The organism is Nostoc spongiaeforme FACHB-130, assembly GCF_014698475.1.
GTDB lineage: Bacteria > Cyanobacteriota > Cyanobacteriia > Cyanobacteriales > Nostocaceae > Nostoc_B > Nostoc_B spongiaeforme.
In genome coordinates, this window is sequence record NZ_JACJTB010000066.1 from 1 (window position 1) to 24,166 (window position 24,166).

Sequence of the window (24,166 nt, forward strand, 5' to 3'; positions counted from 1 at the left end):
TTAGGGCGGGAAATAGTAATTTCACCCCATTTACAAGCCAAGTAACCTTCACCCTTCCAAGCTTCCAGGAAATCAGGCAACCAGTACAACGGTAATCCTAGAAAATCCTTACCCGCTTGTTTTGCGCTTTCCTTAACTAGTTTCTTGGCAGCAAAACGGGCGGCGGCACTTTTTTTAAGTTGTTGATCCGCTTGGATATCGAGAGAATCTAAATCAGCGAGAAATTCTAAATTAGGCTCGACAATCTGGCGAATCCCTTCAACATCTAAATCATGGGGAAATTCGGGTAAAAATGTCCTTAATGCCGCATCATCAAAGCCATAGCGAGAATCAGGCTTAATATCTTGGGCAAGAAGCTTACGCAAAATCTGGAAAACTGGCTGGAGTTTTGACCATTGCTCAGGGGGTAAGCCTGTAGCCAGTTGTCCTACAGTAGTATCAAAATCTTTTAACTTGACTTGAATTTCGCGCACAGGTTGAATCAGCGTACCCGCTTCTTCCCAAATGCGCCCAAGGGTGAAAGGTTGACCTGCTGCGTTAGTTAAGGTGACTGGGGTAGAGTCGGGATGCGCTCGAATTTGCGAGAAATTTTGAATCACAGTGCGCTTAAGATAGCGGAAGCCGAAACCCTTGCCTGTGGCGAAACGGCACTGGTTTTGGAGGGGGCAACCGTTACAGATAGGGCTAATAGAGCTTTCTTCAAAATCCAAACTAACAAAGTTTTTGTCACGGAAGCCTTCAAATAAATAACTACGGTGACAATTGCCGATAGTATCGGGAATTTCACCCAGTTTTGGGCGTAACTGAAAGCTTTCGCCCATTGGGGTAGTGCGGGTGGGGTCGATTTTTAAGCCATTGTGCCGTACTGGGAGGTCAACAAAGTTAGCTTCAATGGGGAGTGTTGAGGGGTTGCGGTGGTTAGCATCCTGGTAGATGAGTTTCTCAATTCCAAAAAGGGCGGCGGTGAGTTGACCAGCATTGTGCGACTTACCCAAGCCGGGATGGGAATTATCTAAAATTTGTGTCCACCCCTTAGAAATCGCTTCCACCCAGGCGGCAATATGCTCATCTGGGGAACAAGTAATAGAAATATCACCTGTAACTTTGCTACGGTGTGGGATATTGCCACGTTTGTAGACAATGACTTGGCGTACTGGGGCAGTAATTTCGGGTTCTGGCTTTGGTGCTGGTGGTGTTGAAAATCCTTTGGCTGCTGCTGTAACAAATGGGGCGATCGCCTGCTTTAATAAATTTTTGAAACTGGTCAAATCTTCTCGGACTTGTCCAAGCTCCCACTGTTCGCGGCTAATCAGCCCTTGGTCACGTTGATATGGTTCATACTGCCGTTGCGGGAATTTAAACCCATACTGTTTGGCAATGTGAAACAGCGTCCCAATCGAGATTCCCCCGCGTCGGAAACTGCGAATCTTGGCGCGAATGTTCCAGGTTGTACCCCTAATGGAAGGCGACCACCTTTCAGCAATGATTTCGGCATCCGTTGGCCCGTAGTGATTGACCAAAGCCATCAGCACTTGGCGGCATTCGTCATAGTTGCCACTGCCGGGGGAGCGCGGCGGGATGAATGAAAGTGCTTGTTGGATCAGCTGCTCGATGTCCCAACCTTCAACGTCGGAAATTTCGCGGAACTGCTGACGGCGTGACTCGATTTCTTTGATGCGCTGCTGGTACTCTTCCCTCTCCTTTTGGGCGATCGCAATTGCTTCAGTCACCCATTCGGTTGGTAAGGTGGCTTCTGGGTTGACTATGAGAAATTCTGCTTCTGTGTTGCCGTAAAATACGCGAGAAGCATCCTTACACGCTGGGTCATGCGGTAACTGCTGCATCAGAAACCGTGTACAAGCTTCTACTGTGTCAGCACCTTCAACATATTGGGGCAGAGGGAAAATCAACCGGAATTTATGCCAGTCGGGTTTATGACTGGCAGTGGTGTACATTAAAGCGCAGTGTTTTTGAATGAAGGGATGGACTAGGGCTTGTTCAATGGTTAATTCTGGATCGTAAACCTTAATAGAATTGCCGAAATCATCCTTAATTGGTTTGCCATCCTCATCACGGGCAATAGAGGAATTATCGATGTCGAGTAGTAGCCATTGAGAACCAATAACGTTGGCTTTACTTCGCCATTTATTACCTAATAATCCTGCACAGATGGCGTGACCTGCTTTAATGTGTTGCTGCACATCTTCTAGAGTGCCTTCTGCGTCACGGAAGTTGGCCGCAAGTTTTTTAAAGTCCCAGTCTTTATTAGAGCCTGTGGAGTTATACGCAAACTTGATTTTATTATCGGGTTTGACTTGGGATGAAGACGCGTTATCGCAAATAAATTTTTTTTCGGATAGCTCCGTTATTCTGCTCTCAAATGCGGCGTTTGTCATTTATTGGTCACTCCTTCTATGAAACCGCCGCTTATCAGCCATTACCCCCTTTGTTGGTACAAGCTAGGGTGCTTATTGCAGGAAGTAAGGTTTGAGGGCAGTTAAGGTTTTCAGTAGCCGAAAAGTTTTTGATATTTTTGGACACCAAGAAATATTGCCAGATTGGCCAAAACCACTAGGCAAAGTTGATCTAATTAATCTAATTAATCAGGGCTGTTTTAAGAAGCTACAACCCTTATGCAGCAAGAATTTAAAAAAAGGATTGTCCGGGGATTCTAGAGTTTTTGTCCGGGGATTCTAGAGTTTTTGTCCGGGGATTCTAGAGCCTTTGTTTTAAGAGTCAAAGCCTTACAGAGTAAAGTTTTAAAGCCAATTTTTTGAATTATTTTTTTTAAAACAAGACTGCAACAGAAAAACAGCCAACCACAGGTGATCATCAACTCTTAATTCGGAAATGTAGAGTAATAATCCTTAGTCTTGGATACCTAGAAGTGTTTGGATCTGGGTGGACAGCTGTGGATTGAAACTGCGCTCACCCCGTTCAATCAGGGAAATAAAGTTTTGAGATACACCGAGAAAACCAGCCAGTTTAGTTTGAGACCAGCCTTTAGCAATACGTGCTTCTTTCACTTGACTGCTAGTTAAGCTGATTTGTTGTTCCTGGGTAGGCTTTGCTGTTGGCTGTAATTGTTTTACTTTAGATTTAACTTTCGGCTGTAATCGTTCAACCGTGAGTTTTGTCTTGGATGCTATAAGTTCTGGGATAGGGCTTGGAGGCTTGATGGTAAGTTTTGCATCCAACAGCTTATCAAGGTAGCCTTTGGGTTTTTTGCCCTTGAAGTCCGGTCTTAGATTTTCGGGATAAGTTTCAGGGTCGAATGCAATCTGCCAGCCCAGGTTGAGCAGTAGCTTTATGGCACTATCCCAGTGCTGTTTTAAGTCATAGGCTCGGCGGCGATCTAACCGAGCTTTATCTATAATCGGTTTGGCGAATGCAATTTCTAATAGCTCCTGTACTTTGTAATTTCCATCAATGCGAATTCGACTATCTAATGTTAGATAGATAGCCAGCCTTAGCGCGAGTTCATCATGGTAGGGATCAATTTTTAAGACTTGTTCTGCTAAATAGCCAAATTGATATAAAGCCTCCCTTGATTTGGCTCCTGCTCGGTTCAAAAAATGTTGAGTCCAAGCACCCGGTTGAATAATTAACTGAACTTCATCAGGTTCTTCTATTTTCCCCTGTAAGTTTATTTGGCCATAAGGCACAACTGTAATATTCCACATTCTGCCTATAGGGGTGCTTGCATTTATTTCACCTTTTTTGTTTCTACCTTCTATCCATACTGCTTTAACTAATAAACAATCTAATGCAAATGCTGTTTTAGCTATTTCTGAGAGCTTTTTATGTTTACGTAAATCAGTTCGCTGATCCCAACCCATATCTTTTATTAAGTTACTGGCATTGAGAACAAATAAGCTCTCCCACGGTCTTTCTTGTTTCATTGCATAGGCAGCAAAAATTAAATGTAATTTTGCACTGTTAAACCCAAACTTATCGATGATTTGTAATGCTTCATCCCAAGGAAGCATAGAAATATCACCGGGGCTGGCAATATAATGCTCAATGAAGTTTTGGGAATCGCCCTTAGCCCTATGTTGTAAGTAGGCTATCCCATCTTCATTCTGCTTCCACAATTCTTTTTTGATTTGAGAGTCAATACTGGAAAACATAACTGCTGCTGTGGGAATAGCTTCAAAGTCTTGGGACTTAAATAATTTTGTCTGTCTAACTTTAATTGAAGCATTGGATACGGAATTAGCTGTAGTTTCAAGAGAAGTTTCATTTTCCTGAATACTATTTTTACTTTTCCTCGTTTGGGATGTGGAAGCCGGAGGATATAAATCATCCTCGACATTTTCAAAAGAATTATTTTCTGTGTTTAGGAGATTGGTCGAATTTATTACAGGAACTTCTTTAAAAGACTGTAATAAGTGATTACGTAAAGCTTTAAGAAACTGTTCTTGGTTAGGAAATAGAGTTGAATCAATTTCTATGATTAATTTACTGAGGTCAATGTTTTCTTGACCTCCTTGATTAATCAAGTTGAGATTTACTATTAATGGAAGTTGAGGATTTAAATCATTCGCTGCCATAAAATAACTCTAATCGAATGAAATTTATCTGCTAGGGCTGCATGGACAACAGAAGGCGGATTTCTTCAATTGGTGGATCAGTTAACCGCTTGGCAGGGATGGCAGATTTACTGTGTTAATAACACTGGGCTTCATTCGTCCCTCTTTTCTTTACTGTTTTTCTCCAATGTGCGAAACTCTCCTTTTTCTTTTGCCTCTCTGATTGCAGATTCGACTAGGTAAGCAGCAAGATTTGCTGTTGGGCGACCTTGATACTCAGCCCAAGCCTCTAAATCTTCGTAAACTACATCAGGAAGGGTTAAATTAACTCTTTTACTCACGTTTGGCTCTATTTGAATATTCTGTCTATCGCCTCCATCGTACATTTCTCGCTCTCAAAGTAATTAAAAGTAGTATTTAAGTAACTAATTAGCGTCAATTAGTTACTTATAGTGTTATATTAGCATTGTTGACGCAATAAGTGTCAGCAAGAGATAAATTAGTTACTTAATGACGCAGCAAGGTGCAGCTTTAGGATGGTTGCATCAGCTTGCCACCATGCTCACAGTTATGTCTGCAAATAATTCCATTGATTCTTAAGGACTTCTATATATGGCTCAAGCGCGAGTTGTGATTAGGGGCGCAGCGTTAGAAATGGGTGAACATCTTTTGAAAACTACCAAATTAGCAAGTTTGACAGAGCTAATTAACGTAATGTTTTCCAGGTATGGCAGGCATTTAGAAGCGACCTGGGAAGTTTTACCCGCTTTCGATGTTGATGAACGCGATTCTTTAGCAAAATCAGTACCCACAGTAGTTACGCAAATATCTGCACCAGCAGCAGATTTTACTTTTGATGAAATCCACCACCAATAAAAGCAATCAACGAACTACATCTTGAGAGAGTAATGCTTAGTCAAAATCAATTACGAAAATTAGAAGCAAGTTCTCGCTGGCTCAGAGAAATCCAGGATTCAGCCCAATTTAAGCAACTGGAATACTATCCAGACGTAACGCTAGGTGACGCTATCCAAGCAGTGGGCGAACTATTACAAGAACACTATTACTGTAATGACAAACCCTTCCTGCGGAATGCTACGCCAACGCAAAAACTAGGCGATTCAGGGGCGTAAACGTGGGGGTAAACCAAAAAGTGTCAGTAAGTCGCAAATCTTGAAAAGTCTTATTATTGCGTGGTTATAGCCGATGAAAAGCCAACAGAGCGTGATTTGTCAGATTTATTTTCCAAGGTTATTGATAGTCGTCAGCTAACTGGACATATCAAATACCCTGAATCAGCTAATTACATACATCAAAAACCTTGGATTCATTCGGAATGGCAGTTAATTTTATACACACTTAAATATTGATCAGGAGAAAATGTGGCGACTAAGGAATATGTAAGTAAGTATCGCCATCTGAAACAGGTTTATGAACGCGAGTTAAATAAACAGATTGCTGATATTACTTGGTATCGAGTGGTAGGAACTTTAAAACAGCATTTCAGTTTTGAAGTACAGGCGAAGGATGCTCAAAATATAGTCTCAGCATTCGCCGGACTAAAACGACGCTACGGCAGTTTTACAGGTCGTGGTGAAGGGTTTAACCCTCGCTGGCAAGCATTTAGACATTTCTATGAGTTGGATACTTATTACGAGGGCAGACAGTTCTTAGAAATTCTGGCTGACTATCTCAAAATCAACCTTGAGGACGTACCACGCAGCACTCGTTACTACTGGTTTGAACGTGCTGGGCTGTCTTTGAGTGCCAAGGAACAGTATCACAGCAAAGATTTAGCCCTTGTTGCGTTCGTCGCTGCGAAGTGGGCAATCAACCGACGACCACAGCCCATGAAATTAGCAAGCACTGAAGTTTTAGCACTAGCCAAATAAGGAGTAATCATCATGTCTAACAAGTTCATTAATAATGTTCGTACTCGTTTATACAAGCAAGGCTATCAGGGATTCACCAAAGACGATTACACAGAAGCTGCCCTGGCTGTAGAGTGCGATGACCTTGACAATCCCAGTAAGGAACAACTGAGCCAAGCCGTTGAATATCTCAGAGAAAAAGCAACCAGCCGATTATCTGTAACTCCTCAACCCGTTGATGAAACACTTTTGGCAGGGACAGAAGATGCACAGGTTGAGTCTGAATCCAGCCATTTGGAGATCGCAGAATCAGAGAATCAGATTGTGCTAAGTGAGCAACAAAAACAAGCACTGGTTACAGAAATTGCCGAGGGTGCGGGGATTGAGTTAAAAGCGGCGGACGTGAAACAGATTACAGTATCTATTGCTTCTACCTTTGCATCCAGAAAAGAATTAAACGAGGCGATTTTTAATGCACTCGTCCACTTTGCACGGGAATTTAAGAATCAGGAAGTGGCTAAAATCCGTCGCAAGGCTGACGAAATTAGGCGAACGCTGTCTGAGATGGACGATGCAGCAGGTAGTGAATTGACGCAGATTAAGCAAGCAATGGAGGCGACAGCCCTGGACTATAAAAGCCAGTTTGCAGACCTCGCGTTATCTTTCGCCGGAATTATCGACTAAAGGAGCAGGCAAGCTCACTTACAGGCATTTGTTAATGGGGCTTGTGGGGATACCGTTGCTCATGGCACTGGCGGCTCCCCTTGCTCAATGGTTTTTGAAGGAATGTTGCACATATAGGAGTTACAAACGTGAAGCATATCAAGAATATGGTCGGCAAGCACGGTAAAAAGCTCACAGCAAGGGCGCAAAAGCTGGGGATTCCTGATAGCTTAATCATGGGCTGCATCAATGGTGATGACGCAGCACTAACGAAAGTAGGGGAAATGGGCAACGAGGGCGAACGCATTTTAACCATCATGCCCTACATCACAGATAACCTCAGTGCGTTCATCAAGGGTACTGAGGAGTACAACAAAGGACTGGCTGAAATTTATAAACAAGCTGGCACTTCTGGTATTGCCATTGATAAAGCCAGTGCTGATGTGACGATCGCTAATTTAAAGTATGGTCACGAACGCTCAGAAATTGGATTGAAGCTGGCCGGAGATCGCACACTAGAAAATCAGCGTTACAGAGAAAGCATTGACCTGACTAAGCTTAAGGCTTACATCGACTACCACATGAGCCAAGTTGACCATTTAGAAGCTTCTAAATCGCAATATGCCCGACCCGTGAAGGCACAACTAGACGCTGATAGGGCTTATGAGATGGAAAAAGCCAAACACCTACTAACCTATGGCGAAAGCTCAGACCTTGATTTAGTACCTCGTAAGTCATTCACAACTAACAAATTAGTCCAAGCATTCCGCACAGCTGTTTCTACGATTTTCGAGTAAACCACATAGCAAAATCCCCTACGGATTAGTGGTCAGTAGGGGAAATCAATATTAATCATAAGAGCAATGTTAGATGAAATTGACACTGAACTGCAAGACGGAGACACCGAACAATCACGTTCCTATCAAGACTTTCCTGATACTGCATTTACACTGGACGAACAAGAAGCTATTAAAAGATTCAAAGCCAAAGAAGTTGAAAAACTTAACCGCAGCCGCGCTGTTTTGAAAGGCATTGAGTCTTGTAGCTGGGGAGTAACAAGTTATTGCTTGGCTAAGTATTTAGTAATAGCTACAGGTTCGGCAGGGCTACTGCCTGCGGTCGCTATAGTGTTGGGAATTAATCAAATAGTTAATCGTGATTTATTAGAGTTCTCCGTAAATAAATCTCCTGAAGGATGGGTTTTTACGGACATGGACAAGGCGATTAAATTTATATTTCAAACTATATTTGGATGCTTTATTCTGTGGACGGCTGTAGGCAATTTCTACAGCACAGTGCAAAGTTCACATCAGACTTACGACAATATCAAAACAACTGTAAAAGACTTTAACCGAATGCAAGAAGATGATAAGACTCTTGTTTTCGTAGTTGGAGCATTAGTAGCTGGCGGCGTTGTTTACGCAATAAGTAAAAAATGAAAGCTCAATCATTGTTAAAAACGGGTGCTTTCATTGGGGTGTTTTTAGGGTTGGCAAGTGCCTATTACTATGGACAAACACCCCGTCCTTATCAATTTACTGAGGTGCGATTCTGTCCGGCTACAGCCAACAATCGCCCCATAAAATATTATGATGACCCCGCACAATCCCAATTAGCACTCGATAACAAATACTGCCGTTTTAGGTACAGATTACTAACAGAAATATGGAACTATCGACGGTTTAATGAGCTATCGCCACTTCCCGAAAATGCTTTTATTGTCAAAGATTTAGCACCATCGGCTAACACCAGCTTATGGCTTTTGACTGCGCCTGCTCTAGCCTGGATGGGTTACTACTGCTGGGCTGCAAAAGATGAAATTGATAATGATGAAAGCTTTCAACGTCTAGAAAATTTTAAGACAACCATTAAACGTCAAGGTTTAGTTACACGGACTAAGCGCGATTTACAGTCACATGAATCAGAGCGCATTAAGGACAAGCATAAAAAAGATATTGATAGACGTGCTGACAATCAATTAGTTGAAGAAGGTTATATTTCACTTGATGAGTTGCGGATACAGTACCAGCGACAGGCTCTGCTTGAAGATTTGCAATTTCATAACACTAAAAAACAGTTCACGGTTGCTGACTCTGTAGCTGATAAAACCATTGCTGAGAATCTTCGGGACAAGGCGAAGGCGGATCAGGAACGTGGCAAGATTGAGGGGAAGACCAAAGGGGCGATCGCAAACAGTGACAGCAATCAATCTGTTGACCAGCAACGAGCAAACGAACTGATAGAAGCACTTAAAGCTCATGAGGATGGCTGGTTGTGGAAGATTATCGACAACCTAACGCCACTGTGGTTAATCGGTCGCCAGGGGTCAGGTAAAACTTACACGAGTGCGGCTATAGCTCTTGTAAGAAAGCATTGTTTAGGGATTCCTGTTTACTACTTAATTGACCGTCACGCGACTGGGGATAACTCCAAAGCATGGCGATATCTTGAGACTCAAAATATTGCCGAGTCAGAGTTAGAGATAGGTACTGCCCTTGATGGTCTGTGTGAGCATTGGCTATTAAGAATTAAAGGTAAGAATGACTTAGAGCAATTTGTGACTATAACGCCTGAACAAGTGCTGATTGATGAGTACACTAACCTGAAATCATTAATTGGTGAACCCGCCGAAAATTTTTATAAATTGCATCTGACAGATACTAGAAAAGCCAAAGTTTATGTGACTGGTATTACTCACAATGACACTAATTCCAGCTATCCCGAAGGCACACAAGCAATGAGAGAAGCGGGTACAATCCTCATTCAAAAATTCTCGGCTAACGGTAAAACACCACTGTCGAGAGTCAAGATTGTTCGCGGCTTGCTTGATGATAATGGCGAGGAATTAAAAGAGGCAGAGCGTACACTGCCAAGCTGGTTTAACCCAGAGGATATTTACAAACATTTCAACGGTAAGCCGATTTCTTTTGATGTTAATTAATGCGCTTACTGAGGCTCATACCTGCAAATATAAGGGCTAAATACAATCATAAGCAGGTTGTACCATTCAGAAGTGCAGGAGAACAAGTCATAAAATTTACTTACTTTCTGCACCTAATTTCCAATAATTATACTTAGCTTTTAAATCACATTACTTTGAAATTCTATCGGTTACTCTGTGGAAAAACATAATATTCCACAAATATGACACCCCGTTCAAACCTGCATGGTCGTGTATTAGAGTACCTGATAACAGAAGTAATAATTAGAACGCATCCAGGAGTAAACCTAACAGTTAGAGCTAACAATGCTCAACTGAGAGATGCCAGCAAGTTGACCGAGTTGGATTTATTACTCTTAAATGAATTGAGACTAGCGGCTAATGGGCTGCTGCTACTGTGGCTGAATCCTCAATTTCAGTTGTCCCAGCAACCATCAATCACGATAGATCGATTACCAGATCAAAATCAAAATGACGTTACTGACATTCGCCTCACTTCAAAAGCATGGACAGTAAATCTGTCACTCAAACACAACCATACCGCACTTAGACACCAACGCCCTGGCACAACTCCAGTTCACTGCGGTTACGCTAAAAATGACCCACAAATGCAGCAGTTTAGACAACAATACCGAGCAACCACACAAGAGTTCATGCAATATATCGGGCCGGCAAAGCTTTTTGCAGAATTACCTCCTGCTTTGATTGAACAGCATTTATATACTCCCGTCTGTAATTTGGTGAGCCAATTTATCAATAGCCATGCTTTCATTTGTGCCACTAAGTTATTTCAGTACCTTGTTGGTGATATGAATTACTACAAAATTATTGTTGATACCAACGCCCAAACCCTGACTATTCAGCAGTTTGCACAAATCCAAATGCCTACTAATGTGATAGCAACGGTTAACAGACAGTATGTAAATTTGATTTTTGATAATGGATGGGAAATTTCTATGCGCTTACATACCGCATCCAGCCAAATAAAAAACTCTCCTAGTTTGAAATTTGATACTAAAGCACTAAAAAATCCGCTTCCTGCTACGATAATTCCTTATGCTTAAAAGTCCATTACGTTATCCCGGCGGTAAACAAAAGGCAATTCCTCAAATTGCTCACTACCTACCTCCTAAATTCAAGGAGTTCCGCGAACCTTTTGTTGGCGGAGGTTCTGTATTTTTTCATGTTTCACAGAAGTATCACTATATGCCTTGCTGGGTTAATGATCTCAACCCAGAACTGTATTACTTCTGGCATCAGGTCAAAACTAATTTATCAGAGTTAGTTGAGTCAGTCTGGAAAGTAAAAAAACAGACAACAGATGGACGTGCCTTGTTTAAATCTCTCGCCGCCGCAGATACAAGTACCATGAATCCACTTGAGCGGGCTGTGCGGTTCTTTGTTCTTAACCGGATTACCTTTTCGGGAACGATTGAGAGTGGCGGTTATAGTAGTGCTTCCTTCAAAGGTCGGTTTACAGACTCTTCGATTGAGCGACTAGCGGCTTTGAATGGTTGCTTTATTAATACCCGTGTGACTAACTTAGATTACAGCACCCTACTTACTGAACCAGGGGATGATGTATTTATCTTTCTAGATCCACCTTATCTCAGCAAGACTCAATCTAAGCTTTATGGTAAGAAAGGTGATCTGCATACCTGTTTTGACCATTCTCGCTTTGCCAAGCTGATGGCGGAATGTTCACATAAATGGTTGATCACTTACGATAATTGTGAACAAGTGCAGCGTAGTTTTTCTTTTGCCTACATTTATGAATGGGAGTTGCAATACGGGATGAACAACTACAAACAGGGGAAGGCAGAGAAAGGCAAGGAACTGTTCATCACCAACTATCCTGTTGAATCATATATTTTGCCTACAATTATAGAGGTTGTGTGAGTTGCGTTCAGCTTATTAATATACAACGTTAAAATATAAAAAACATGGAAAAAAATTTACTAAAACGGATATTTACACTAGATTTTCAAATATCTCAAAGAGGTGTATATGGGGAGAGAGGACACTTTATTCAGTTTTCTGTTGATACAAAAGGTGATGCCATATATGCCTTAAATGACCATTATTTAAATATTTATTCAATTTCTGAATTTCCTCTATTAAAAAAAGAAGAAATAGATGCAGTCTATATTGAAAAAATTGATTTTGAGGCTGGTTCTGGTCTTTTAGCTATAGGAGGTAATGACTACTCTGGCAGTCCACCACTCAAAATTTTCGATACTAGAAAATGGGAATTTAAATGGATTGTTAGTAACTTTTCAGATAATTTTATTAAAAAATCTAGAGCAGTTGGTAGAAAGATAGATGCCAGATATAAATGCCATATTATAAGTCTTCCAATATACACAGTTTCAAATATTAAAATTAGTCCTAGTGAAGATTATTTACTAGCTAGGTGTCATGGGACGACTGAAGATTCGTTGTCAAACTCTTTAAAAAAGTTTTCCCTTGCTGGTAATTTATTAGCAGAATCTGATGCTCTTAATACTAGAGTTTTTTCCATTCATCCAGAAGGTCGGATTATTGCAGCTGCTTCTGGAAAAACAATCTTTTTAATAGATTCATTATCTTTAGAGGTAGTTCGCTCTAAAAAAATTACTAATGCTGAAATAGAATCGATAGTTTTTGGTAGTGAATATCAACAGCTATTATTGACATCAAAAGAAGGTGAAATCGTCTGCGTAGATTTTGAATTAGATGTTCTTTGGTCGATGCGTATCGATGCAATTCCTCGCTGTGCTACCTATGAAGTGAATGCTAGTTGCTTTTATATTGGTACAAATCTTGCAGATATTTTGATGTTTGATATAGATGGTACTTTAGTAAACACTGATAGAGTGAGTGAATCTATACGAGATATCGGTTTTATTAATCAAGGTCGCAATATCATAGTTGGATGTAAAAATCATGATTTTCATATTTTTGTTAATGAATCTTTAGAAGCTACAATCGCAGATCAAGAGTGGGAATCTCGATTAATAAAATCTCCAACTTCACTGTATACATCGACACATAATTTGCTTAATTTACGTGTATTTAATCCCTCAACTTCTATAAGAGATGAATACAAGAGTGAGATAGAAATTCATCGTCAGCACAATGCTGATTTATTAGGAATTATCAAAGACATTACTAGTCAGTCTATTCATGTTCAAAATAATGTTAATGCTATAGCCAAAGCGGAGAATAGTTCTATGTCAGAAACATATAATACAGACAATCGTGGAGCTAATATAGGTAATTACGCTAACAAAATGCAAGATAATGCCAGTATGCAGGCTAATGTGTATAGCACTGAGCGAAAGCAAAATCTAGCTGAAGCGGCAGCAGAAATTCAGCAATTGCTGAAGCAACTGGAGGCGACTAATCCCACTACAACGGAGATTGAAAAATTGACTGTTGTGGCTAAAGCTTCTGAGGAGATTAAGAAAGATCCAACACTAAAAGCACGTGTTATTAATGCACTTAAAGCAGGAGGAACCGAGGCATTTAAAGAAGCGGTTGACCATCCACTGGTTAACATTCTAGTGGCAACTATTGAGGGTTGGCAAGAAGCATAAAGTATCAATTGATAGCAATGATTCACAACTAATGGAGAAATCAATTTTTCAATCAGCCTGACCCCCAGTGCTGGATAATGGGTTGTTGTTATTTTTACGATAAAATAATCATAAACAATCTTCTAATACCTGTGTTTTAGTGAAACGTGACTCTATTTATTACCAAATATTTAAACGATTTCCTGCGTTAATTTTTGAACTCGTTGATGACCGCCCCCAAGAGGCGCAGAATTATCGATTTGAGTCAGTTGAGGTGAAAGAAACCTCTTTTCGCATTGATGGGGTCTTTTTACCTCCAGAGGGTGCAACATCCAGAGTTATCTTTTTTGCAGAAGTTCAATTTCAGAAAGATGAAGGTTTGTATCATCGGTTTTTTACCGAATCAATGATGTATTTGAACCGGAATCGCTCTGAATACGATGACTGGTACTGTGTGGTAATTTTTCCATCACGTAGTTTGGAACCAAGTGATACAAGAACTCATCGAATGTTTTTCAACAGCGAACAAGTGCAGCGCATTTATTTGGATGAGTTAGGTAATCCCGATACTCTGCCAATAGGCATCAATTTAATGCAGTTGACAACTGCATCGGATGAAACGATGGCAGAGCAAGCGCGTCTATTGATTGAGCGAGTACAATTAGAGTCAACTGGCGCACTGCCGAAAGACGAGATAATAGATATTATTACGACAATTGCCGTTTACAAGTTTTCTTCGTTGAGTAGAGAGGAAGTGGAAGCTATGCTGGGACTGAACATTGAAGAAACACGAATCTACAAAGACTTGGAACGTCAAACCAAATTAAAAGCAGCAGCACGCTTTTTGAGCATGGGCTATAGCATCTCCGAGGTGGCAAAGGCAGTTGATTTATCGGTTGAGGAAATTACTTCTGAGGTGGTAAATTCTCAAACCAACGCAGAACAAGCAGAGTAAACTACCCACTCAAAGCGTACTTGTTCAAGCAGTCGTTTAAGTAAACCCAAACTTACCAACTCCTATCAGTCCCAATCTCATGGGCATCTACTTCAATAAAGCAGTAATCCATGTCAGCATGAGAGTCCATTTCCCCAAACAGATCGTAAACTTGTTTGTTCAGGTCTTCATCGCTTTCATAAGGGATGGTGATAATATACTCGCAGCCATTGGCAGTGGTTTTTTGAGCATTATAAAAAGCAAGGCAGAATCGCTCGATATGCTCTCGCACCTTCTTTTTACGCCGAATAAATTTATTATTATTTTCCACTCGTAACCACAGCCGAATCTGCGCTGATTGCTTGACTACAACAGACTCAAGTTTTGGCTTATCCACCAGTGGGGCTGTAGTTTGATTTTGTATAGATGCTTGTGTAGATGCAGGTGTTAAAGATTCGCCATCTGTTGTCAATTCAGCAATAAACGCATCCAACACTTGAGCGATGCGGTCAGTAGATTCAGTACGTTTTGACACACGCCAGTTTTGCAGAATGCGATCGCGTATTGCCTGATAATCAGTTACAGATATTACATTGTGTAACTTCTCCTTTATCTGTAACTGGCTCTGTAACTCTTGCCTAACAGCTGACAATTCCGCCGTTAGGCTGTCAACTTTCCCAATGCTTCTGCTAACAATTCCGACTTTCTCTGTAACTTACTCTGTAACTCAACCACTTCTGCTGTTAATTTCTCCACATCCTCTGGCTTGGTTACAGACTTTATCTGTGTGACTTTCTTTTTAGGAGTGGGATTGCTCAGTTGGTAGGCGATTTCATCTAACTTGCTGATAGATACATCTAATGAACGTCCTATATAGCATTTTCTGAGAACACCGCCAACTTTTCTGTAACCGTACCAGTAACTAGCTTGTCCTTTGCTTCCTTTTTCTTGACGAGCAGTGTACGGTGGTTCATTGTTATTGGGGACATAGCGAAAGGATTGTGCAGTCTCTAACCACTTCTGCCACTTGTGCCAGTGCTTATTTATTTCAATAATGTTCGTGCTGTTATGAGGTGAAAGTAACCCCTCTCCTACTACTGAAAGTCTACTCATCCTAGTTACCGAGAATTATCTGTAACTACTGTATCTTTAACTCAAATCCTTTGTAGCCATTGCCCTTTGATTTCCGTCTAGACATAGTGTAGACGCTGGTGGAGAGAAAAATGATATCCGTTTTGATAGCACCGATGGAGTAACCAGGGGTGTAGAAGCGAGTATAGACAGTTGAGACAGCCCCAACATGAACGAATACTATTGGTGCAGATTATACCTCTAAGTGGTCACTGTGCTGCAAGCATAAGGAAGTTTAATCAGCCAACGGAATAATGAGGGTTGTAGCGGTCGGACTGTAGGGCTGATTGATAAGCCTGGGTTAAGGGTGTGTCATCGCTGACGAGAGAATAGGGTTTTTGGTGACTTACATTGTTTTATTGTGGAATGATCATGTAAGCTAGACCCTATGAAAATCAACCGCTTCGGCAGAGCAGAAATCCTCACGCCCGACCAAATTAATGTCCTATTTACTGAGGGCTTTGTCAACCCACGCGATCGGGCATTGTTTGGCGTGTGTCTTTATGCTGCTTGCCGAATCAATGAAGCTTGCACGTTGGCAGTAAATGATGTTTTTGGCAGCAATGGTGTAAGAGGGGTGTTGGTGCTACGCAGCGTCAACACCAAGGGCAAGCGCGACACCAGGGAAATTCGAGTGCATCCGAAGCTTAAGCAGTATTTAGAAGAGTACAACCCCAACCGCCGCAAAGAGTTCTTGTTTCCAGGTCGGCATGGGTTGGGGCATATCCACAAGGTGAGTGCTGACAAAATCCTCAGAGATACCTGTGCGCGGCTGGGCATTGAGGGCGTGAGTACCCACAGCTTTCGGAGGACGGCGTTAACCAGGATGAGCGATGCGGGGATACCGTTGCGCCACATACAGGAGATTTCGGGGCATCGGACTTTGGCTGCTTTGGAGCGTTATTTGGGTGTAACTGAGAAGCAGAAGCAGAACGCTATCTCTGCTTTGGATTTTTGAATATTTCTATACCAGTTAGAAAAGTTGTTTTCCAATAACGACTATCATACGGCAAAATGTATGTGTACAATTGTACAACTTATTTAAGTAAATCTTGTATGTCCTAAAGAATCAAAAAATATATGTCTTTGCTAGATTTAATAGATAAAAACGGATATAACTTAAAAAATCTTGACAAGGTAAATGTCATACTTGGAAAAAACGGTTGCGGCAAAAGCACAGCACTTAAAAAAGTAGAAGAATACCTTGTTAGTGAACACTCTTACGGTAAAACAAAATATATAACTCCTGAAAGGGGTGGCTCTCTTAAGTACAACCCTAATATAGAAATAAATATCAATAACAATCCTAACTGGCTTAGTTCTCAGCTCCGTCAAAATCAATTCAGGGACTTTAAAGAGCAAAGTGTATTCCAGTTTAGAAAGCTAGAGTTGCTCTCTTTAAGGGAAATAGAAAAAGACCAAAATTTGCGGCAGGATTTTAGCTTCACCTTCCAAAATATAATTAACTTAATTAATAAACTTTTGGATAACGTTGAAATCCAACGAGAAGATTCTGACTTCAAAATTTTTAGTAAAGTAAGTGGAGAACAAATAAATCCAGAGAATATCAGTAGTGGAGAATCAGAGCTAATTTCATTAGGGATTGAATGTCTTGTATTTGCAAAAGAGTGTATAAAAGATAAAGAAAATTTTCTTTTATTGGATGAGCCTGATGTTCATCTTCATCCTGACCTACAAGTCAGACTGGCTCTCTTTATAAAAGAATTAGTGGACACAAGTAATTTCCGAGTTATACTGGCAACTCATAGCACTTCATTGTTAGGAGCATTTGAAAACTATCCTAATATATCAATTGAGTTTCTTAATGCTGGAGAAATGAATTTATCATTCAAAAAAGTGAATGAAATTTATAAAAAGATACTTCCGGTATTTGGCGCACATCCCTTATCAAATATATTTAATGAAGCACCAATACTCTTAGTTGAAGGAGAAGATGATGTAAGAATATGGCAACAAGCAATTAGAACTTCGCAAGGAAGAATTAGAATATTTCCTTGTGAAGTAGGTAGTATTACTAAACTAAATGAATATGAAGTTGAAGTAAGTAAAATAGTAAACTCAATTTATGATAATGCCACTGCATTCTCTTTAAGAGATAGAGATGAAACTGATGGTGAAATCATAGATATTTCGCCTGTAATTAGAATGAAGCTTTCTTGTCGTGCTGCGGAAAATCTCCTTCTATCCAATGATGTATTAAACCGATTAAAAATTACATGGGGAGAATTAATATCAAAAATTGATACCTGGATTGAGCGTAATAATGACCACCAACATTATAAATATATGCTCAGTTTCAAAAATTCTAACTATCCAAGAAAGACATTTGATCTGAAAGAAATACGAATTGATTTAATGGGTATTATAGGCAGTAATAAACCTTGGGAGATACCTATAGGTCAAGCAATTGGGGAATTGAAGATATCAGATAATTATACGGAGAATAGCTTGCAAGACTACCTGGGTGCTAAGTTGGTAAATAATATCTTGAAAAATTGCTAACTAATTACTCTATCAATGACTGTAAGTAGTTAATAATCAAGTACATCGTCTATTGCTCCCAGATGAGCGCCTGTTTGTCGGTAAAGTAGCCTAATACGACATTGAAGGAGGGAAGGATGCTGTACCAAAAAGTGCGATAGCATAACCGCCACTCGTAGGCGATCAGATACACATAGATAGAACCCTAATCCAACTGTAAGATGTGCAATTGTAAATCTTCTACTTATTTATTATAAATTGCAAACAAGACTTTTATTACCCAAGTATTTTGACGGTAATTTGAGAAATATTAAGCAACTCTCTGTTTACAAATGCGTTTGTTAATTGTCCAGCTTCATCTGCGGGTAGAGTTTTGGTTTCAACGTTCCCATTTTTATAAGTAATCGTTACTTCTGCCATCATTTTTGATTAATAAATTGTTTCATTCTATTTATATCACTCTAACCGTATTTGTATGTTTGCTTTTGTATCAAAAAAATTTATATAAAGCAATGCCTAGACTATATTGAATTTTTAATTGCTCATTGCTATCTAACTCTGCTATAGACTGTTCAAAGCGTTGCAACCAATCTGTTGACGTACTTGATTTTGAGTAGCTTCATTGATGTAACGATTTGCAGACAAATTTCTGATTCCCTACAATTCATTTTGGTTTTGAGTTAGAGCCGAATTTCTAATCATCCGATTCACCAAACTCAGATAATCGTCTAATTCCTCATATTCATCTAATTCCTTTTCTTCCTCTGAGGTAAGTGGAGATTCTTTTTGCTTAATCAATAATGCTTCAATTCGCCCCTGTACTAAGCTGGAAGCTCGAAAAATCGGCACTCCTTCTACTAGCTCAATGCGAACAGCACCATCTAATGGTAAAGTGTTGGGCAAGTGTGACAATTTCATAGGTAAATTGGTTGTCATAGCATTTATCTTAAAATATACAGTCCAGGTGATAGTGTTCCTGTTCAATCTACATACGGTGAAGTTATATAAAATCTGCTGGAATTTATATCTAAAAATAAACTTTTTTCACCTGATACACTTACACTGGAAACTAAAACCGAGTCGGTTGACCAAACCTCAACGTATTTTCTAGGAACAAGAGCCAGTGTCAACTTCTGACAAGCAATGCCGCATTATTGCCCTGTTTAATCAGGCGGGTGGTGTCGCCAAATCGACACTGACCCAAAACCTGGGATACCACCTAGCAAAACGAGAACATCGTGTTCTCCTCATCGACATAGATCCCCAAGCAAGCTTAACCAAATTCATGGGGTTAGTGCCATCTCAGTTACAAAAAACTGTTGCTGATGCCATTATCAACGAGCAGCCCTTACCGATTCATGAGGGCATTCATGGTATGGACTTGGTTCCCGCTAACCGAGTCCTGAGTGGAGCAGAAATGCAGTTAGTAAGTGCTGCCATGCGCGACTTACGCCTCAAGGAAGCCATTGACTCGGTTTTAGATGAATACGACTTCATCCTTATAGATTGTCCCCCCAGTTTAGGATTACTTTCTTATATCTCCTTGGTTGCAGCCACACACGTTCTCGTCCCTGTGGAAACCCATCTTAAAGCGTTTGAGGGAACTGACGAACTTTTACAAACTATTACTCACGTAAAAAATAAAGCCAACCGGAAAATCCAAATAGCCGGGTTTGTTCCTACGCGGTATGCTCACCAGAACTCAGCCGATAAACGAGCATTAGCAGCCATACAAGAACAACTTTCTGCTTGGGGTCGGATTTTCCCTGCCATACCCAGAGCCACCGCTTTTGTCGATGCGACAGAAGAACGTGCGCCCCTGGCAGTGTTTGACTCTAAACATTCTGTAGTCCCTATCCTTGAAGAAATAGCTTTGGCTTTGGAGGCTTTGTGATCCAACGTAAGCAAACTAAGAAAACCTTTGCAGGTCAAATTACAACTCCACCGCCTGCCCCTTGGTTAGACTCACCGAATGCAGAACAGCCAGCCGCTACTGAAACTACTGTCAAGCTTGAAGATATAGTTCTGCCTCAACACCAGCCCAGACGATACTTTGACCCACAAGCATTAAAAGAATTAGTAGAGTCAGTCAAACAGCATGGCATTCTCCAACCTCTGTTGGTGCGTCCACTAGGAGGAGGGAAGTACGAATTAGTAGCAGGAGAACGACGCTATCGGGCAGGACAAGAAGCCAAGCTTGAAGTTGCGCCAGTTGTTGTGCGTGAACTATCAGATGACCAAGCTTTTCAGTTGGCTTTGATTGAAAACCTGCAACGAGAAGACCTTAACCCTGTAGAAGAAACTGAAGGTATATTGCACCTGTTAGCAATCCGGCTGCATTGCGATGTAGAAGCTGTCAAATCCTTGCTGTACCGCATGAAGAACGTTCACAGCAAAGGAGAGCAGCAGCCACAAGACTCATTAGATAAATCTAGGAGAAACGTTTCTCCTAACTCAGAATCAACAGAATCTCTTGATAACATTTCTGACAATTTAGATGAGTCAGCAGAATCTAGGAGAAACGTTTCTCCTAAAGTAGATTTGGAGCAATCAAAGACGGTAGAACAGGTTTTTGAGAGCCTGGGGCTGATGAATTGGCTATCGTTCACTACCAAGCGTTTACCGTTACTCAATCTGCCAGAAGAAATTTTAATAGCACTGCGAGAAGGCAAGCTAGAATACACCAAAGCTCAAGCCCTCGCACGGGTAAAAGAAGAGGAACTACGAAAACAACTCTTGTTAGATGCAATAACTAACGATTGGTCTTTAAGCCAAATCAAAGAACAAATCATCGCCAGCACACCTTCTGAAACACCATCATCTAAAACAACTGACCAAGTACCAGAACGGCTAAAAGATATCACCCAGCGCATTAAAAAGCGTCAGCTATGGAAAGAACCTAAAAAGCAAAAACAGCTAGTAAACCTTCTAAACAAGCTAGAAGCCTTACTTGCGGATGAGTGACGGGAAGTGAATTTTCAGGTAATCTCTACGAATAGTTGAAAAAATCTGTGAGCAACTTTCGGTGCAAGGGGAGAAACAGAGATGGCTTCAGATTCACAGATTCGAGCATTACTCAAAGCTTGGTTAGATTACATCCACATCGAAAATTTGAGTAATGCCAAAGTAGAACCTGACGACTCAGAACAGCCCAAAATCTGGGACTCTCTTGTAAATCTGGTAGGCGATAAATTATTAATAGACGAGTCCTTATTTAAAGAACTAAAGCAACCATTTAAAAGCTCAAAGAATAAAACTCAATCCAAATTACCATCAATTGCTGTAGCTTTCCCGCAGCTTTATATAGTTGAATCGAATCGCCGTCAATTTCGCCCATTGTTCACCATTAACGTTTCTCCAATATTCGATGGTAATTATCGTAGTAGCGGATGGGATTTAACCCAATACGAATTTCAGCCTATTATTCCAAATTTGATGGAATGGTACGGGCTAGAGGAAGAAGCGGCTGAGTCCCTAGTAACAAAGGAAGGGCTGAAAGTTTTTCTTGAAACTACTTTCAACCGTACCTTTAAGACGCTACAGGATTTTCTGGGGCTGATTGAAATACCGCCATTTCCCGTGCGGTCAAAACTTCTCCCTTATTTGTTGGATTTTGAATACGCTCCTTTTAATTACAACCTCAAAAAAGATTTTCAAAAAATCAGCGAACAAAATTATTTTCCTTGGGCAAGACCAGGACACCCAGCTTACGAATACCTGTTTGGACAACCAAAAGCACCTCGGCATGAAGTAATTTTTTTGGGTGCTTTTCCCAACTCCCAGCCGGATGACTATCAAGCACTCGCTCTCAAACATTCCCAAGAACAGCCTGTTACTACTGTGATTGGCCCACCGGGGAATGGCAAGACCACACTGTTGTTACATGAGATAGCGCAGCAAGTGGTAAGTCGAGCCGTGGAATTAGCAACAACGGGTCAAGATAGAAGTAACCTAACTGTAGTGACAAGCACTAACAACTATGCTGTAAAGAACGTTGAGAAAATTTTAGCCAGTAACTTGACCTCTGAGCGTTTCTACTTATCAGGAGGCTCAAGGGATTTAGTTGAGAGCCAAGTTTTACCTAGTTTGCAAGCTGCACTCGACTGGTTAACCAAAGAAACGTTTAATTCCGATGAATGGTCGTCAGCCCAGCAACAGTTGTTAGCAGGTGTTCAGCAAATAGAATCTTATAAAAAACAAGATGAACATGACCTTCAACAGAAAAGAGTTGATGAACAACTCTTAGAGGAGCTATGTCAAGATATACAATCGGTTGAGTCAGCGATAAAGACCTTTGAACTTCAGCCATCATCACCGTTAGAATATTCACGCGACTACTCTAAGTTTCCAGTAGAAGCCTACCAGCAGATAGGACAACATCTTGACAGTGCTAGGCGTTCTTTACCGACAGAAGATTACTGGCAGAATAAGAGTAAAAATGACTTTTGGTTTGTCAAGCTTTTGCAGTTGATTAAACGATTCTGGCAGTCGATAACCAAAACCAGCCCACATCATATTCTCAAACGCTTACATAAACAAATAGAGATGCCTGTGCTGGCGACGCTGGCTACTCCTTTTCCCTTTCAAATTCCACTAACACCTGAATCTCTCATAGCAGCAGCGCAAAGTGTTGAGGATTTACGTAAAGAAGCATCAAATTGGCAGCAACAACAAAATAGTGTTGACAGCACACAACAGCAGCAAGAGTTATTACAGCAACAACTTAGTAACCTCATTACTCACCGAGGAGAGGTCGAAAACCGACTTGCTACTTATCCCACCAACGATTTTTACAGTCTTTTCTACAGTGAATTGGACTCGCAGCAAGTAGAGTTATTTGAGTGGTCTTGGCAATTTCAACAGCAAGAAGCTCGACGGCGAAAAGATGAAGTGATAGCTTCTATTAGGACTTACATTGCATTATTAAATGGCGAATGGGAAGCTTACCGTCAGTTAAGCGCAAATTGGAGAAACATTTATCGGGATATTAGCCTGTTATTTCCGGTGTTCCTTTGCACTTTGCATTCTATCCGCAGTTTGTTACCATATCCCGATAGTGGCTGTATTGACCAAGTAATTGTAGATGAAGCGGGTCAGATTCCACCACATCAGGTTTTTCCCGTTTTAGTACGGTGTAATCGGGCTTTGATTGTTGGCGATCCATTGCAATTGGAGCCAGTTGTTAATTTGAGCAACCAGAAGAAAGAGGAATATCGCAGCAAATCTTTTCTGTCACAGGGGCTTACAGATGTAGATTATGACCGCTACAGCCCCACTGCTACCACAGCTTATCATCGGGCGGCTGGGGCATCAGGACAACCGCAAGATATTGGTCAAGGTATTATTCTTAAATACCATTACCGTTGCGCTCCGGTGATTGCTGATTTTTGCGATCGCTTGTGCAATTACGGCATGATCATCAAGACTGAACCGAAAGCTTCTCGGTTAGGTAGTAACTTGATTGCTTGCCATGTGGAAGGGAAACTGGAGAACAATGTTAATTGGGCTGAAGTTGATGCAGTAGAAGCATTGATTGAGGAGTTGTTAGCGGCGGGTTATTGTTTAAATCTAACTGACTCAGAGAACGAAATTGGCGTGATTTCACCTTACCGTCGTCAGGTAAATGCTCTGACTCAACGTTTACGCTCTCGCTGGACTAATTTTTCAGAAAAGAGCATTGGCACAGTTCACACATTCCAAGGTGGTCAGAAATCAGTAATAATTTTCTCGACTCGCCAATGTCAATCAACTGATAGCCTTTGGTTTATTAATCGACGGCCTAATTTATTGAATGTTGCTGTGAGTAGAGCGCAAGAATTGTTGATTTTGGTGGGGGATTTGGGGCGAATTTCTCAAGGGGGTTATACAAGGGAGTTGGTGGAATATATTAAAAAATTTGGCAAGACGCGATAAATTGAAGATTACTAGTGTTATTTTAGGCTTAAAGTATCCATATTAAGTAATTTCGGCAATTAATCCGAAATTACTTAATATGGATTTGAATATTGATATGTTGTTACATAGGTTGAGATGCA

23 protein-coding genes are annotated in these 24,166 nt (G+C 40.8%); 16 read left to right on the forward strand and 7 right to left on the reverse strand.

Annotated elements, in window-relative coordinates; genetic code table 11:
• The 3 genes from H6G74_RS28545 to H6G74_RS28555 form a co-directional block, all read right to left on the reverse strand.
• Positions 1 to 2,396 (reverse strand): PriCT-2 domain-containing protein (locus H6G74_RS28545; protein ID WP_190970948.1); only part of this gene is annotated, 2,396 nt, incomplete at its 3' end.
• 471 nt (positions 2,397 to 2,867) lie between these two features.
• Positions 2,868 to 4,553 carry a helix-turn-helix domain-containing protein gene (locus H6G74_RS28550; RefSeq protein ID WP_190970949.1) on the reverse strand — a complete coding sequence of 562 codons (1,686 nt, stop codon included), beginning with the start codon at positions 4,551 to 4,553 and terminating at the stop codon, positions 2,868 to 2,870.
• Between the two features lie 131 nt (positions 4,554 to 4,684).
• Positions 4,685 to 4,918: a ribbon-helix-helix domain-containing protein gene (locus tag H6G74_RS28555; RefSeq protein ID WP_190970950.1), complete on the reverse strand. Its 234-nt coding sequence runs from the start codon at positions 4,916 to 4,918 to the stop codon at positions 4,685 to 4,687.
• 226 nt (positions 4,919 to 5,144) lie between these two features.
• Here H6G74_RS28555 and H6G74_RS28560 point away from each other — a divergent pair, with 226 nt between their 5' ends.
• The 11 genes from H6G74_RS28560 (at position 5,145) to H6G74_RS28610 (ending at position 14,519) form a co-directional block, all read left to right on the forward strand.
• A complete protein-coding gene (locus tag H6G74_RS28560; RefSeq protein ID WP_190970951.1) occupies positions 5,145 to 5,408 on the forward strand; it encodes a hypothetical protein in 264 nt (87 codons plus the stop codon).
• A gap of 32 nt (positions 5,409 to 5,440) precedes the next feature.
• Positions 5,441 to 5,665 carry a hypothetical protein gene (locus H6G74_RS28565; protein WP_190970952.1) on the forward strand — a complete coding sequence of 75 codons (225 nt, stop codon included), beginning with the start codon at positions 5,441 to 5,443 and terminating at the stop codon, positions 5,663 to 5,665.
• A gap of 249 nt (positions 5,666 to 5,914) precedes the next feature.
• Entirely contained in the window at positions 5,915 to 6,424 is a 510-nt protein-coding gene (locus H6G74_RS28570; RefSeq protein WP_190970953.1) for a hypothetical protein, read from the forward strand.
• A gap of 12 nt (positions 6,425 to 6,436) precedes the next feature.
• Positions 6,437 to 7,087, forward strand: coding sequence for a hypothetical protein (locus H6G74_RS28575; RefSeq protein ID WP_190970954.1), 651 nt, complete (start codon positions 6,437 to 6,439; stop codon positions 7,085 to 7,087).
• A 128-nt stretch (positions 7,088 to 7,215) separates the two neighbouring features.
• Positions 7,216 to 7,863: a hypothetical protein gene (locus tag H6G74_RS28580; protein WP_190970955.1), complete on the forward strand. Its 648-nt coding sequence runs from the start codon at positions 7,216 to 7,218 to the stop codon at positions 7,861 to 7,863.
• A gap of 66 nt (positions 7,864 to 7,929) precedes the next feature.
• A complete protein-coding gene (locus H6G74_RS28585; protein ID WP_190970956.1) occupies positions 7,930 to 8,505 on the forward strand; it encodes a hypothetical protein in 576 nt (191 codons plus the stop codon).
• Entirely contained in the window at positions 8,502 to 10,007 is a 1,506-nt protein-coding gene (locus tag H6G74_RS28590) for a hypothetical protein (RefSeq protein WP_190970957.1), read from the forward strand. The genes H6G74_RS28585 and H6G74_RS28590 overlap by 4 nt, the downstream gene beginning before the upstream one ends.
• Before the next feature lie 203 nt (positions 10,008 to 10,210).
• Entirely contained in the window at positions 10,211 to 11,071 is an 861-nt protein-coding gene (locus H6G74_RS28595; RefSeq protein WP_190970958.1) for a HaeIII family restriction endonuclease, read from the forward strand.
• The gene (locus tag H6G74_RS28600; RefSeq protein ID WP_190970959.1) at positions 11,064 to 11,906 is read left to right on the forward strand and encodes a DNA adenine methylase; all 843 of its coding nucleotides are present in this window, start codon (positions 11,064 to 11,066) and stop codon (positions 11,904 to 11,906) included. The genes H6G74_RS28595 and H6G74_RS28600 overlap by 8 nt, the downstream gene beginning before the upstream one ends.
• Positions 11,907 to 11,950: 44 nt before the next feature.
• Positions 11,951 to 13,585: a hypothetical protein gene (locus H6G74_RS28605; RefSeq protein WP_190970960.1), complete on the forward strand. Its 1,635-nt coding sequence runs from the start codon at positions 11,951 to 11,953 to the stop codon at positions 13,583 to 13,585.
• Between the two features lie 139 nt (positions 13,586 to 13,724).
• Positions 13,725 to 14,519 (forward strand): Rpn family recombination-promoting nuclease/putative transposase, encoded by a 795-nt coding sequence (locus H6G74_RS28610; RefSeq protein ID WP_190677314.1) that lies wholly within the window; start codon positions 13,725 to 13,727, stop codon positions 14,517 to 14,519.
• Between the two features lie 52 nt (positions 14,520 to 14,571).
• On the opposite strand, the gene H6G74_RS28615 is transcribed toward H6G74_RS28610, so the two are convergent.
• Both H6G74_RS28615 and H6G74_RS28620 read right to left on the reverse strand, forming a co-directional pair.
• Positions 14,572 to 15,150 carry a hypothetical protein gene (locus tag H6G74_RS28615; protein WP_190970961.1) on the reverse strand — a complete coding sequence of 193 codons (579 nt, stop codon included), beginning with the start codon at positions 15,148 to 15,150 and terminating at the stop codon, positions 14,572 to 14,574.
• An 8-nt stretch (positions 15,151 to 15,158) separates the two neighbouring features.
• Complete coding sequence (locus H6G74_RS28620) at positions 15,159 to 15,611, reverse strand: hypothetical protein (protein ID WP_190970962.1); 453 nt, start codon at positions 15,609 to 15,611, stop codon at positions 15,159 to 15,161.
• Positions 15,612 to 16,017: 406 nt separating this feature from the next.
• Here H6G74_RS28620 and H6G74_RS28625 point away from each other — a divergent pair, with 406 nt between their 5' ends.
• Positions 16,018 to 16,587 (forward strand): tyrosine-type recombinase/integrase, encoded by a 570-nt coding sequence (locus tag H6G74_RS28625; RefSeq protein WP_190970963.1) that lies wholly within the window; start codon positions 16,018 to 16,020, stop codon positions 16,585 to 16,587.
• A gap of 122 nt (positions 16,588 to 16,709) precedes the next feature.
• Positions 16,710 to 18,152, forward strand: a complete 1,443-nt coding sequence (locus tag H6G74_RS28630) for an AAA family ATPase (RefSeq protein WP_190970964.1) — start codon at positions 16,710 to 16,712, stop codon at positions 18,150 to 18,152.
• Positions 18,153 to 18,407: 255 nt separating this feature from the next.
• Here H6G74_RS28630 and H6G74_RS28635 read toward each other — a convergent pair whose 3' ends face one another.
• Positions 18,408 to 18,554, reverse strand: coding sequence for a hypothetical protein (locus tag H6G74_RS28635; RefSeq protein WP_190970965.1), 147 nt, complete (start codon positions 18,552 to 18,554; stop codon positions 18,408 to 18,410).
• A gap of 234 nt (positions 18,555 to 18,788) precedes the next feature.
• Positions 18,789 to 19,067 carry a hypothetical protein gene (locus H6G74_RS28640; RefSeq protein WP_190970966.1) on the reverse strand — a complete coding sequence of 93 codons (279 nt, stop codon included), beginning with the start codon at positions 19,065 to 19,067 and terminating at the stop codon, positions 18,789 to 18,791.
• Positions 19,068 to 19,254: 187 nt separating this feature from the next.
• On the opposite strand from H6G74_RS28640, the gene H6G74_RS28645 reads away from it, so the two are divergent.
• From H6G74_RS28645 to H6G74_RS28655, 3 genes are all read left to right on the forward strand, one after another.
• Entirely contained in the window at positions 19,255 to 20,025 is a 771-nt protein-coding gene (locus H6G74_RS28645) for a ParA family protein (RefSeq protein WP_190970967.1), read from the forward strand.
• On the forward strand, positions 20,025 to 21,095 hold the full coding sequence (locus tag H6G74_RS28650) for a ParB/RepB/Spo0J family partition protein (protein ID WP_190970971.1): 1,071 nt from the start codon (positions 20,025 to 20,027) through the stop codon (positions 21,093 to 21,095). Before H6G74_RS28645 ends, H6G74_RS28650 begins: the two co-directional genes overlap by 1 nt.
• Before the next feature lie 81 nt (positions 21,096 to 21,176).
• Complete coding sequence (locus tag H6G74_RS28655; RefSeq protein WP_190970968.1) at positions 21,177 to 24,044, forward strand: DEAD/DEAH box helicase; 2,868 nt, start codon at positions 21,177 to 21,179, stop codon at positions 24,042 to 24,044.
• Positions 24,045 to 24,166 lie beyond the last annotated feature (122 nt).